Below are 13,288 nucleotides of genomic sequence, written 5' to 3' on the forward strand. Positions count from 1 at the left end.
ACGCGTAACAAACATTATGTCGGCGCCGCCCACCGAAGGGCGCTGCGCGGTCACCTTGGCCCCGGTGCGCGGCTGGCCGCCGGGTTGGGCTTCTTAGCCCGAGAGGCGCACTGGGCTGCGCCCGCTGCTGTCAGCCTCAATGCTAGCGCCCACCGCCGCAGTCGCCGCCATCCGTGGCGGCTCCGGTGCCCAAATCTACCTTAAATCGTCGTCGGTGAGTCCGCCAAGGTCAACAGCCCTGAAAGCAGGCCAGCAGGCTGGCCGCAGTTTATTCCCCCTGCCCCACCCCCGCTGCACTGGCTGCGCGCGGCTCGCACTACGCTGCGCTGCGTTGCTCGTCCCCGTGCTCGCCATCTCCGCCCCGTGCAGCCCCCAGGGGCTTCCCTGCTGAACAGCGTCACCTGCGGGCTTCGCCAGCCCGCACCCGGCCAACCCGCGTCAGCGGCGCAGGCAAGCTGCCCCGCCGCCACGGGTTATCGAGAAAACCCAGTTCGGGCAGAAAAAGCGGGGCAAAACCCGGCACTGACATCGGGGAAAAAGCGAGCTAAAATCGGCAAAGTGCACATCGGGGTTTTGGGTTCGCGGCGGTGAGTGCGGTGGGACGAAGTGGCTCTTTAACAGATTGTTATTAAAGAAAAAATCCCGGTCAAAAAGTATGGTCGTGTCGGGGCAGTCCCTAAGACCCGCTGGGATTATCGAGAATCTATGAAGATGCTCCTTACCACGGTAAAACTGATAATGCAGTAAAAAGTAAAGCCCCAGTAAATGGTCAGGCAGCATTAGATAATTCAGCTCAAGTGAAACCTACCTCACCTCGTCGAGTTGGTGTTGATCTAAAAAATAACGAAATTGTTGTTATGGATAAAACTCGTACATTATCGAGTGGTGATGAATTATTCCATGGACACGTTAGAGAATGGGATGCGCTACATAATGATCAGCAATCTGCTTTGAAAAAGGCTGGAAAAGTGAATAAAAAAGGGAAAATCAAAGGGTGCTAAATATGAAGGAATATTCTAAATCTGAGTTAGAAAGTTTATTACATTCTGGCGATGTCAAAATAGTAACTGATGCTCTTTTATATTTGACATTCAACGTTAATGACTATAACTGGGTGCAAGAAAAATGTTTACAACTACTTGATAGTAGTAACGAAGATGTTATTGGTTTAGCTATTACTTGTGTGGGACATATAGCTCGCATTTACTCTAATATTGATCGAGATAAGGTAATCCCAGCGCTGAGGAAAAAAGCTATGGATACTCGTTTCACTGGTCGAGTAGAAGATGCGATAGACGATATTAATATATTTGTTACTAAAGAATAAAATTAAAAACAGGTCGGAAGATCTCCGCGATCTTCCGGCTTTATTCATGATCTATCGAGGTGCATAGCCACGGTAGGCCAGCGCTTCAATATGGGTTAACTAAATATCCTGTAAATTGTGTTGTGTTTTCACCATAAACATTGATTCGCCGTGTATAGCTGCTGAAAACAAGGAATGCTAAAAATATCAGTACAAAGAGAGTAGGCAGTACGCTAATTATCCAAGTTGGCATTCCAGATATTAGCAATGCTTTTTCTACCCATTTGACGCGTTGATGTTCAGCAGCTTCTTTCCGAAATAAATCCCATATAAAATCCATATTCTAGAGATAATCTCTAGATTCGATTGCAATTTAATCTAAAAAATAACATGAGTAGAAATAGTGGGTTATTTTTAATAATCAACTTTCATTTTCACACACTAATATCCAGTAGGAATAACCATATAAAAATCCCATGCGTTATTACTTTGGCTCTAATTATCTTTACATAAAATGCTATTGTCGTTTACGTGTTATATAGAATGGTAATTTTTATAATATGGGGGAATGTAATCAAATGCAACCTCTTTGAAAAGGTGAATAAGGTTCAATTATATCGATATCTCCCTAATTTTTCATTTGTTTTTAATTGCTTTTCTATTAATAAAATAGGATGTTTGAGGTGAGCTATCAGGGAAATATCCATTCCGCCATATTTGGCACGTCATTTATAAAAATAGGCGCTGCTAATACCGTGTTAATGGCAGAATTCGAGAACCGGTGTGCCTAATCCACTTTTTATATGGAGTTGGCTTGATTAATATGAAAAATAAATGTAGCATGTTAGGGTGATTTATTAAATTGTCAATGTAAATTGTATCTTTATGTAATGATTATATTTGCTTATACCTTGGTTTCTTGCTTATATAGAAATATGGTAAGTATTTCTCACTCATTTTATGTGCTCCTCATTTTTACTATTTTTTTCCTTTATTTATAAGTTATTGGAACAAAGCATCATTAATAACATATAAGACGACTTTAATCCAATATATATCAATACAATGCATCAGGATATAACTAAATGATTATTATATGGAGTAAAAATATGAAATCGGCCATATTGAATATTATTAGTCTTTGTATTGCTCTAGTATTGATTAACTTATCATCAATTAATGTTTTGCATCATGGTGAGAATAATATCCCTGATATAGTTCTTTGCATTCTGTCTTTTTGGGGGGCGAGATATGCGCTCTTAATTTCTATTAAGATTTATTCTGGATTGCAAGGCAATGCAAAATAATTTTCTTGTCATGATAATTGTGTTTTATATCCATTAAGATCTGCGTTCTTCCTTATAAACGCAGATCTTTTATGACCTTATTCACTCGAAAGCTGGGATCGCCTGCTCACACCAAACGTCAGTTTGTCAAAGCGCAGCATTTACCTGTATTGGAGGTTCTGGATGAACGAAACTGGGTACCTTTCGAACGCCATTATGCTTCAACAGGCAGGGCACTGTTCAATGATGGGACTCCTGCTTTATGGGGTCATGAAAGGCCACAGCTCGTTCAGAGCACTTGAACACTTGGCGCGTTTAGATTTAGGGTGTATTTTTGTCAGTCATGGCGTGGCACCTGATCACGCCAGAATACCAAATATGACTTTACTCTATATCGGTTCTGTTCAAGCAAGATTAGAGGACATATTTTCAGTGCCTAGCTGTCCTTCAAGCTACCGAAAGTATATTTAATTGGAAGGATCTTGTTGTAGCTTTAAACTTGTCATTTAGTTATCCCGTAGTCTCAAAACTACGACAATACGACCGATATCCCTCGAAGAAAAAGCAGGTTATGGTCTTGTCGAATTAGCCAGCAGGCTTGCTACGCAAATAGCTTACTGCCGCACGCATCATCCTCGGTCAGCCCAAGGTACAGGAGCCAGCGGTAAGCAACATTGACCTGGATTTCCTGTACCAGACGGTGTTTACTGGGCACCCCCAAATAAATAGCCCAGCAACATCATCAATCTGAAGGAACCCTGATGGGTTCCTTTCTATAGATAAAAAATTATTGGCTCAGGAATGAATTACTTCTCGTCATGTGCACTACTGTTTTCGCGACAATTACCTGCGGAGCAATGACCATATAAATAAAGACTGTGGTTTGAGAGTTTGATCCCATAACGTTCAGCGATATTCTTCTGGCGTTTTTCGATCTGTTTATCTCTGAATTCAATGACTTTACCGCAGTCCAGACAGATTAAATGGTCGTGGTGGTGCTGTTGAGTGAGTTCAAAAACCGATTTGCCACCTTCAAAATTATGACGGGTAACAATGCCGGCGTCATCAAACTGATTCAACACGCGGTAGACAGTAGCGAGGCCAATCTCTTCACCGTTATCAATCAGTTTTTTGTAGAGATCTTCCGCACTGACGTGGTGGTATTCAGGATCCTGTAACACTTCCAGTATTTTCAGTCGAGGAAGTGTAACTTTAAGCCCAGCATCTTTTAATGCCTTATTGTTGTCGGTCATGCGGATTCAGTCCTGTTACTCAGTAAAGTGAACTTAGCGATACTTCAAAAAGTACCAGTTAGTTATCAGATTATGATTATAGGCATGGCTAGTGAAAATGAAAACCACGTTAACCTTAACTATCATTACACATTTTGCCAGAATAATCATTTGTAAAACGCAGGAATAACCTTACTATTTATAATGTTTAGGTTATTTTTTTGCCATTCTTCATAATAAAAGAGCGGATATGAGCAGTGTGTTGACAAAAGCGATAGCTTTTGAACGCGACCCCATTGGGTGAGCAGAGCGAATGGCTCTTCACCTACCGCGTATTCACTATTGGTAAGAAATGGCCTGCACCAATATACGTCTATTGAGGTAAATTCCTATCCGGCAATAATTTCCGCCAAACTCATCTCTTCGTAGATCTGTTTAGTCCAGGAATTAACCCGTTCTTCGGTTAATTCTGGTTGGCGATCTTCATCAATAGCCAGCCCGATGAAATGGTTATCATCAGCCAGACCTTTTGATTCTTCAAAGTGATAACCCGCTGTTGGCCAGTGACCAACAATAATTGCTCCACGGGGTTCAATAATGTCACGGATAGTTCCCATCGCATCACAGAAATATTCCGCGTAATCTTCCTGATCGCCGCAACCGAAAAGAGCAACCAGCTTCCCGTCAAAATCGATCTCCTCCAGAGTAGGAAAGAAATCATCCCAGTCACACTGAGCTTCTCCGTAGTACCAGGTGGGGATGCCGAGCAGCAGAATATCGAACTGTTCGATATCTTCTTTACTGCTCTTGGCAATATCGTGGACTTCAGCAACATCGGAACCCAGAATTTTCTGGATTTTTTTGGCAATATTTTCTGTGTTGCCGGTATCGCTGCCAAAGAATATACCTATAATTGCCATAAAATGATATAACCTCTTGTTTTATTTGTGTATTTCTGTTTGGGATATACGTATAAAATGTCAAAATCAGCAGAAAAATTCTGATTGTATTAATAAAAAAACAAAATCCTATTCTGACTAAACAGCAAGGACAATTCTGTCAAATTTGTGTGATTTCGTGCCTTCAATGCTATCAAGCAGTGTTGTCACTTTCTGCTAACTGGGCCAGCAAAATTTGCTCAATGAGTTCACTGCGGCTGATATTGCGTTGCTGCGCAAGAAAGTTCAGCGCATCGACTGCGTCAGCATTTATTTTCAATTCCACACGACGCAGACCACGCACCTTATCACGGCGAAGCTGGTTACGTTTATTGACTCTGAGCTGTTCATCCCTGGAAAGTGGGTTGGTTTTTGGGCGCCCCGGTCTGCGTTCATTTGCGAACAAATCCAGAGTAGTGCGATCCATTTGTTCTTTTGCCATAAATTCAATTACTAAAGGGCGTATACCATAAAATATAGCACGCCATGATACCCCAGCTTCCCGTGTATCGCTACTGCCTGACAAAGATAAAAAGCCGTGTCACTGTTTATTCGTAAAGGATGTCCATTGCGTTCCGATTTTAACGGTACTGGTATTTTTTGCGATACTCGATTGGTGTTAACCCATTCAATTTCTTAAATAACTCTCTGAAGTAGCGAGTATCTTCATAGCCAACTTCATGGCTGATTTCTTCTATGGTCTTATTCGATTTTTCTAAGCAGTATTTTGCCAGGGATAACCGAATTTGCTGGATATATTGAATCGGTGTCTGGCCGGTCGCTGTTTTAAAGCGCCGCTTCATCTGCCTTTCACACAAATGAATTTTATCTGCCAAATCGCTGACCGATAATATGTCTGATGGGGTAGAATGCATCCAATCCTGTAGTTTGTGGATTAATGTGTCTGAGTGCTGGCGGTATGGTACAAAACTTGCCAGAGTATGTGGGGAGACGCCTTCTATATTACCAAATATCAGTTGGCTACAGGCTTCTCTGGTATTTTGACCATATATCTGTTCAATAATATGCATCATCACATTATTGTATTCATAGGTGCCGGAAGTACAAAAAATATTGTTATCACGGGTGACTTTTATTTCTGAATGTAACTGTACTTGCGGAAACATGTCCTTGAATAGGTTGGTAAATAGCCAGTGTGTGGTGGCTTTGCGGTTATTGAGTAAATTAGCTTTAGCCAGTATAAAAGAACCTGTACAAACGGAAACGATAGGAATATTTTTTTCTTCCATCATCTGGAGCCAATCTAAGGTTTCTTGAGTACAAAGATCGAAATCGCAATAAGGGGCCCCAATTGAACCCACCAAGACAATATCTGTTTGTTTTATTTCTCCTATGAGTTTATTGGGTTTTAGCCGAACACCACCCATCCCGACAGCGTCCTGATTATCCTGTGTGACAATATTGATTTCTGGATCCGGCGCTCCGGCTAAACGAGCGGCAATGGTTAAAGCTTCTATTGGGCCAGTAATAGAAGTCAGAGATCCGCCTGAAAATACTAACACGCTTAAAGAAACTGGATTCCTGTCCATAAGAATTCTCCAACTTAAAAATTAAGATGTATCAAGATATTTCATTGTCTAACATTTTAATAACTTATTGTAACAATTTAAGTAAGTTAATTACATTGAGATATTTTTTTAAACAAACAAGTAAAATAAGAAATAATTTCAGCCAAAACTTATTCCATCTTTATTAAGCGTTGGCTAAATTGTCATTTAGTTTTCACCAACTTGTTGATGCCACAGATGCGCGTATAAGCCGCCTTGCTGGAGCAATTGGTCATGCGAGCCAAATTCGATAATTTGCCCCTGATCTAACACACAGATTTTATCCGCGTGGCGAATTGTATTGAGCCTGTGAGCAATGCTGATAACTGTTCTGTTACGGCATATTTCGTCCATATTTGCCATGATTGCCGCTTCGGATTCATAGTCCAATGCTGAGGTGGCTTCATCAAGGATCAGAATAGTTGGGTTGACCAGGAGCGCTCTCGCTAATGCGATTCTCTGCCTTTGACCACCTGAAAGATTTACTCCTTTTTCCCCAACGGGATGCGCAAAACCGTGAGGAAGAGATTGAATAAATTCAATGGCCCCGGCTAACTCAGCGGCACGATAGACTTCTGCATCTGTTGCGTTGGGCTTACACAGCCGAATGTTATCGGTGATGCTGCCAGAAAACAGGATGCTTTCCTGGAGCACAACACTCATATTGCGGCGTAAAGAGACGGGATCAGCAATAGCTAAATCCATACCATCAATCAAAACTTGTCCATGTTGAGGTACGTACAGCCTTTGTAGTAAACGGGTGAGAGTACTTTTACCTGAACCGGATGGTCCAGTTATACCAATAAATTGACCCGATTTTATCAATAACGATAAGTTCGCCAGAACTTCCGGCGTGTCGTCATGGTAGCGGAAGCGAATATTTTTGAATTCAATCTGGCCTTCCAGCTCAGGTACAGAAGCCAATCCCTGTTTACTGTTTTCCATTGGCTCATCAAGAATATCCCCCACACGTTTCAAGGCGATTAACGTATGCTGAAAATCTTGCCAAACCTGTGCGAGCCGGAGGATAGGTTGCGTGACGTGTCCGGCCAGCATGTTGAAGGCGATCAGTTGCCCCGGAGTCAGTTCACCGCGTAAGACTTCTGTCACTCCCCACCATAGGAGGATCGCGGCGGTAAATTTCTGGACAAAATCGATTCCTTGTCCTGCGATTAAACCGCTTTTCTGTGCCGCGAAGCTTTTAGTCAACTGCTGGCTGAGAATACGTTGCCACTGATGTAAGAAACGGTTTTCAGTCGCGGTGGTTTTAATGGTTTCAATCCCGGTGACGGCTTCGGTCAGAAAGCTGGTTGCATTTGCATCGGTTTCATATTCTGCTTCTACTTTGCGGCGAATAACCGGCCCGGCGACTACCCAGAATGCGAAGTAAACAAAAAGTGAGCCAATAACAATCCAGGTTAGTATCCAGGCATAATAAAACATGATGCCAATAAACATGATGACGAAAATTAAATCCAGCAACAGCATCAGGGTAGAACCTGTCAGAAACTGGCGGATTTGAGACATCTCTCTGACTCTGGCAATAATCTGCCCTGTTTGCCGTTGCTTAAAATATTGCAGCGGCAATCCTGCCAGATGACGATACAGTCGCCCGGAGAGCTCAGAATTTATCTGGCTTGCCATGTGCCCAAATATGGTATTGCGCATAAAGCTATACAAAGGCTCGGCAAGGGCGATGGCTAGCATAGCGATACCTAATATATGCAGGCTGGATAAACTTCGGCCTACCAAGACCTTGTCGATGATGTTTTCAAACAGTATCGGGCTGACCAGTGCAAATAACTGGAGAACGATGGCAAACAAAAACAGATCTCTTATCTGACTTTTCTGCCGGAAAATTGAAGGATAAAACCAACTCAAGCCGAATTTGATATGTTTCTTGGTTAATTCCTGATCTGCGATCAACAGAATTTTATAGCCACTTTCTTTATCATCAGCAGGTAAAGGGAATGACCGCGTTTGTTTAGTCGCAGGATCGAGAACGGTAATATTGTCATTATCGACTTCAATAAGTACCCACCACTGTTGTTCCCGTTCGATCAATGCCGGTAAGGGCAGCGTCGGCGTTGTATTGGCGGTTAACCGATCAATTTTACTGTGCAGCCCAATCGCGTTGGCGGTTTCACGCAGCTGTAAGTCACTCAGATATAAGGAGTCAAAACCTAGGCTGTGTTGAAGTTGCTCGATAGTGGCTGACTTATGAAATTGTTTCCCCACATAGACGATGCAATTCAACGCCTGATTATGAGTGTAGTTACTAGAATCAGTAGAAGAAGATAATAGGTTCATGATTATTTCTCCCTCAATGCTTCAGATTGATACTCTCTGATAGGGCTCAGGAGATAATCGATAACACGGCGTTGATCAGTTTTTATTTCGGCGACAATGGACATACCCGGAGTAATTTCAACCTGGGTATCGTCTATGGCAATGCTATTACGTTTAAGACTGACTTGAGCAGGAAAGACCAATCCTAGCCGTTCATCTGTGGTTGAGTCTCTGGATATGCTCAACAGTTCACCGTCGATAGTGCCATAACGCGTATATGGGAAGGCATCGACTTTAATGGTGACTTGTTGCCCCGAATAAATAAATCCGGCGTCTTTGTTTAAAATTTGCACTTCCGCCAACTGCACATTGTCATCAGGAACGATCACCATCAAGTTTTGAGCCGGTTGCAGTACCGCACCTAATGTGTGAACGCTGAGTTGTTGAACTGTTCCTGTGACGGGTGAGCGAATGACTTCAAGTTGCTCCCGTACCTGAGCTTTTGCAAGCTCTTGCTCTAAAACGACCAATTGAACTTCGGCTTGTTTTCTTTTATCAAACCATTCACGCTCTTTTTGGGTTTTCAGGCTGTTTAAGCGTTCTTCCAGGCTAATATATTGCGATTGCAGAACATCAAATTCTGCATTTTGTTGGGCAATCAGGCGCTCTGTTTCCAGAAACTCTTTTTCCTGTTCAAGATACTCAACTTTACTGATCACCTGTTTTTGACTTAAGGTCTGACGTGCTTTTAAGCGCTGATTGATATTTTGCCGGAGCTTAGTGAGTGAATTAATATCGCTTTTTCGTGATTGTTGAGAAGAGAGATTCACGTTCATCTCTGCTTTCAGATTGGTTACTCCTGCTTCATATTCTCTTTTCTCACGGGAATAGTTTTCAACCACTTGTGTTTGCTGGGATGCCGGTAATGATTGAAATAGTGTCTGGGCTGCGGGTTCCTGCCCTTCGGTTAAAGCCTGATAACGAATTTTTTCGTGAGCTTGATACTCTATCTGCTTGAGTAACCGGGTGATATCCTGGTTAACACCGAGTGTGTTGAGGGTCAGAAGTGGGGCGTCTTTCTCTACCCGCAGCCCATTTTGAACATGGATAGCGGTCACCCGGCTCTGTTCGTATGCCTGAATTATCTGAGAACGGCCAGAGACAATCAGGCGGCCGGTTGCGGTTGCCTGAACATCCAACTTACCCAGATAAGCCCAGAGCAAGGCGATGATCATGCCGATACTGAGTGTTATGGCGGTGTAGCGGGCGAAAGGTGACGGTGGGCGTTGTGATAACGCTAAGTGTGTCGGTAAAAAGTCATAGTGCTGTGGGCGACAGCGCAACCGTGATTTCATTCTATCCTTAAACGCTTTAATCATGGCAAGGCACCTCCTGTTTTAATTCCTGTTGTAATTGCCAGAGTTTCCGGTACTGTTTGCCGTAGTTAAGCAACTGATCGTGAGAGCCTTGTTCGATAATTTCCCCCTGATTAAGCACAATGATGCGATCACAATGACGTACGGTTGAAAGCCGGTGGGCGATAGTGATAACGGTTCTGTCCCGGGCAATTTTTGCCATATTTGCTTGAATGCGTGATTGTGATTCGTCATCAAGCGCGCTGGTTGCTTCATCAAGAATGAGGATTTTGGGGTCAGCAAGGAGAGTCCGGGCAATAGCAAGCCGCTGACGCTGACCACCAGACAAAGATTGCCCGCCTTCTGCAATGGTTGTGTCATATCCCATCGGCAGCCTAAGAATAAATTCATGAGCACCTGCCAGTTTGGCGACTTTAATCACCGATTCCAGGCTGGCATCGGGTTTCGACTGAGCGATATTTTCATATACTGTTTTGTTAAATAAGAAATTTTCTTGCAGAACGACACCAACTTGTTGTCTGAGTGTTTCGATACCTATGTTTTGCAATGGAATACCATCTATGGTGATTGTGCCTGTTTCAGGGGAATAAAGGCGGAGTAATAAACGTGCCAGCGTGCTTTTCCCGGAACCGGAAGTACCCACAATACCAATGGTTTCTCCAGCTCTGATATTAAGGGTCAGTCCTTTGATGGTTGGCGGAATATCTGGTTGATAGCGAAAGACAATGTTATTAAACGAAACTGCACCATGCAGCGTGACCTGTTGCTGGCCAGATTGTTGCTCGGTGGGTAGATTTAACATATCGCCTAATTTATCTACGGCTACCCGGGTTTTGATAAATTGCCCCCACAACTCCACCAGCCGGGCTAACGGTTGGGAAGTGTGGTTGACCATCATATTGAAAGCGATCAACTGACCAATGGTCATTTGCAGTGATAAAACCTCTGATGCTCCTAACCAGAGAATCGCGGCATTGGTGACTTTTTGCAGTAGCATGACAATATGGTTTGAGCGATTACTCAATTGCTGTACTGCATAACTGGTCTCGACCATTTTCTCTGTCTGGCTATCCCAGCGGCGAATGAATCTCGGTTCTACTGCCAGGCTTTTAAGGGTTTCAGAACCGGAAACGGTTTCGGTCAGAAAAGAGGTATTTATCGCGGCATGAGTGAACTGTTCTTCAACGGCCTTCTCCATACGGGGAGTCAGCCACCACGCCAGAATGGCATAAAAAGGGATAGTGGCGATAAAAACCCAGGTAAGCGTGCTGGATAACAGGCTCATCACATAGATAAAAACAAACATAAACAGGACATCGACGGATAAAGTGAACATTGAGCCGGTCAGAAACTCCCTGACGGTATCCAGTTCACGAACCCGCGTGACAATCGCGCCCACCTGACGGGATTTAAAGAAGAGTAAAGGCAGACCGAACAGATGCTTGACCAGTTTTAATCCCAGTTTGATATCGATACGGTTGGCGGTATGAGCGTATTGGTATTCACGTAACCCACGTAAAATCACCTCTATGATGCCCGCGATAATTAAGCCAAAGACTAATACATCAAGGGTTGATAGTGCCTGATGGATTAAGACCTTATCCATAACCACCTGAATAACTAATGGTGAAATTAGGGCAAGAATTTGCAGTACAAAAGAAAATAACAATACTTCACATAGGTTTTTCTTTTGCGCCAGAAATTCTGGAATAAACCAGCTAATGTCAAATTTAGTTTGTTTTTGTTTTACTTTAATCCATTTCCCATTCCACTCTTCCATTAGTTTTTCTGTAGACCATACTTTTGGGGTTTCTTCGTTCACTTTCTGAATGAGTGAATTATCTTTGTTCGATTTGGCTAAAACAAAAGGCAGGCCATTATTATCAAACAAGATTGCGGGTAATGGTATGTCATGATATTTCTTTCTGACAGAGTGCTTATTTACAAGAGATAAGTTAAATTTTTTCTCTATATCCTTTATATAAGTATGGTAACAATTAGAGTTTTTTAAGTTATCAATATCACTGATATTGTTCTTTCCATTGCAAATCATCAGTATTAACTTTAATGATGATAGGGTTAATTTCTCAATCTCATTCATGAATAAATATCTTTAGAATTTGTATAAACAATGTTTGCATAATATATTAATAGAACCAGATTATTATGTTACCTGTTTGTTGTGTTGTAATTTAATGTCACTTAATTATCTTATATTTGTTGTCGGTAACAGTGTGGGTAAATAGGACTATATATGGGGGGTAAAGAGACTTTTTATGTGTAAAATATTGATTTTGAGTTTTTTCTCTATATTATTTTATTGATTCATTCACCTTTCAAGCATTATGGATATATAAATTCAGGACACTTCTGAATTAAATTTTACTTGTTAGAAATGTTGTTTAATTTTATTGGTAAATTGTTTATTTTTGGTAAATAAAAAATATGTCTGAAAAATTCGTACAAACTATCTCTAGTGTCAATTATAACAAGGGCGTTTTTTCTCTTTATTTCGTTGGTCAGGAACAAAACCGGATGGCGAATGGAATAATGGCAGAAAATGATAATGAACTTGAATTAAAGCAAGTCATCCATATGCCTGCATCAGGATTTATGTATATGGTTTCTATGGTTAAAAATATGTTGGAAGATCCACGTATGGCGGCTGAGTTTGACAAACTGGTCGCGGCCGGGTTTTTACCTGCTCCGCAAGTCACAGAAGAACAAACAGCGTTAGAATCTATGGTGGAAGAACCTGCTAATTCTAAAAAACGCCCATCTAAAAACGCAAAATAACACCTGACGGTTAAGTAACGCATGGCGATTATACATCAACCAGCGAAACTGAATACCGCAGAAATTCAGGCAATGATCGGAGGAGTGATGCTGCTGAGTCAGTATTCTCCTCTGCATCGAAGGTACCTGGTGTCCGAGTGGCAACAGCGTATCTTGCCTGCGTTTGAACTGAATCAGTTTTGCTACTATGCAGATGAACAAGGGCGCCCAATTGCTTTTTGTAATTGGGCTTTTTTATCTGAACAAAATCGGGAAGAGATTCTTTCCGGAGAAAGAGAGATTATCCATACGGACTGGCGTTCAGGACAGTATATTTTTTTTCCCGAAATGATTGCGCCTTTTGGACATGGCCGCGAAGTTGCCAGGGATTTACGCCGCCGTGTCTTTTTGCCGTGGAAAGGTCAAAAAGCTTGTACTGTCCGTGGGAAACTTGATGTCCAAAACAATCGCTGTATTCGTCAGGTGCAGTGGTTTTTTGTTTAATTTCTATATTATTA

12 protein-coding genes and 1 pseudogene are annotated in these 13,288 nt (G+C 42.2%); 5 read left to right on the top strand and 8 right to left on the bottom strand.

All coding sequences use genetic code 11. The features are described from left to right. Positions 1-857 precede the first annotated feature (857 nt). From ACGF7G_RS16545 to ACGF7G_RS16555, 3 genes are all read left to right on the top strand, one after another. On the top strand, positions 858-1,001 hold the full coding sequence (locus ACGF7G_RS16545) for a hypothetical protein (protein ID WP_387466900.1): 144 nt from the start codon (positions 858-860) through the stop codon (positions 999-1,001). Between the two features lie 2 nt (positions 1,002-1,003). After that, a complete protein-coding gene (locus ACGF7G_RS16550) occupies positions 1,004-1,327 on the top strand; it encodes a hypothetical protein (RefSeq protein ID WP_387466902.1) in 324 nt (107 codons plus the stop codon). 1,357 nt (positions 1,328-2,684) lie between these two features. Next, positions 2,685-2,894, top strand: a complete 210-nt coding sequence (locus tag ACGF7G_RS16555; protein ID WP_387466904.1) for a hypothetical protein — start codon at positions 2,685-2,687, stop codon at positions 2,892-2,894. A 332-nt stretch (positions 2,895-3,226) separates the two neighbouring features. Here the strand turns inward: ACGF7G_RS16555 and ACGF7G_RS16560 are convergent. From ACGF7G_RS16560 to ACGF7G_RS16595, 8 genes and pseudogenes are all read right to left on the bottom strand, one after another. Further along, a pseudogene (locus ACGF7G_RS16560) lies at positions 3,227-3,335 on the bottom strand (transposase); the annotation flags it as partial. Positions 3,336-3,398: 63 nt separating this feature from the next. Continuing rightward, positions 3,399-3,845 (bottom strand): ferric iron uptake transcriptional regulator, encoded by a 447-nt coding sequence (gene fur / locus ACGF7G_RS16565; RefSeq protein WP_133814717.1) that lies wholly within the window; start codon positions 3,843-3,845, stop codon positions 3,399-3,401. Positions 3,846-4,213: 368 nt separating this feature from the next. Then, positions 4,214-4,744, bottom strand: coding sequence for a flavodoxin FldA (gene fldA, locus ACGF7G_RS16570; RefSeq protein WP_133814718.1), 531 nt, complete (start codon positions 4,742-4,744; stop codon positions 4,214-4,216). Positions 4,745-4,916: 172 nt separating this feature from the next. Beyond that, positions 4,917-5,204, bottom strand: a complete 288-nt coding sequence (gene ybfE / locus ACGF7G_RS16575; RefSeq protein ID WP_387466906.1) for a LexA regulated protein — start codon at positions 5,202-5,204, stop codon at positions 4,917-4,919. A gap of 139 nt (positions 5,205-5,343) precedes the next feature. Continuing rightward, positions 5,344-6,312, bottom strand: coding sequence for a GlxA family transcriptional regulator (locus ACGF7G_RS16580; RefSeq protein WP_387466908.1), 969 nt, complete (start codon positions 6,310-6,312; stop codon positions 5,344-5,346). Positions 6,313-6,498: 186 nt separating this feature from the next. Beyond that, a complete protein-coding gene (locus ACGF7G_RS16585) occupies positions 6,499-8,640 on the bottom strand; it encodes a type I secretion system permease/ATPase (protein WP_387466909.1) in 2,142 nt (713 codons plus the stop codon). A 2-nt stretch (positions 8,641-8,642) separates the two neighbouring features. Beyond that, a complete protein-coding gene (locus tag ACGF7G_RS16590) occupies positions 8,643-9,998 on the bottom strand; it encodes an HlyD family type I secretion periplasmic adaptor subunit (protein ID WP_387466911.1) in 1,356 nt (451 codons plus the stop codon). Further along, positions 9,991-12,096, bottom strand: coding sequence for a peptidase domain-containing ABC transporter (locus ACGF7G_RS16595; RefSeq protein ID WP_387466912.1), 2,106 nt, complete (start codon positions 12,094-12,096; stop codon positions 9,991-9,993). The genes ACGF7G_RS16590 and ACGF7G_RS16595 overlap by 8 nt, the downstream gene beginning before the upstream one ends. Positions 12,097-12,440: 344 nt before the next feature. Here ACGF7G_RS16595 and ACGF7G_RS16600 point away from each other — a divergent pair, with 344 nt between their 5' ends. Then, positions 12,441-12,791 carry a peptide chain release factor 1 gene (locus tag ACGF7G_RS16600; RefSeq protein WP_133814724.1) on the top strand — a complete coding sequence of 117 codons (351 nt, stop codon included), beginning with the start codon at positions 12,441-12,443 and terminating at the stop codon, positions 12,789-12,791. A gap of 21 nt (positions 12,792-12,812) precedes the next feature. After that, positions 12,813-13,274: an RTX toxin-activating lysine-acyltransferase RtxC gene (rtxC, locus tag ACGF7G_RS16605; RefSeq protein WP_387466913.1), complete on the top strand. Its 462-nt coding sequence runs from the start codon at positions 12,813-12,815 to the stop codon at positions 13,272-13,274. Positions 13,275-13,288: the final 14 nt, after the last annotated feature.

The organism is Photorhabdus sp. RM323S, assembly GCF_042879375.1.
Classification (GTDB): Bacteria; Pseudomonadota; Gammaproteobacteria; order Enterobacterales; family Enterobacteriaceae; genus Photorhabdus; species Photorhabdus tasmaniensis.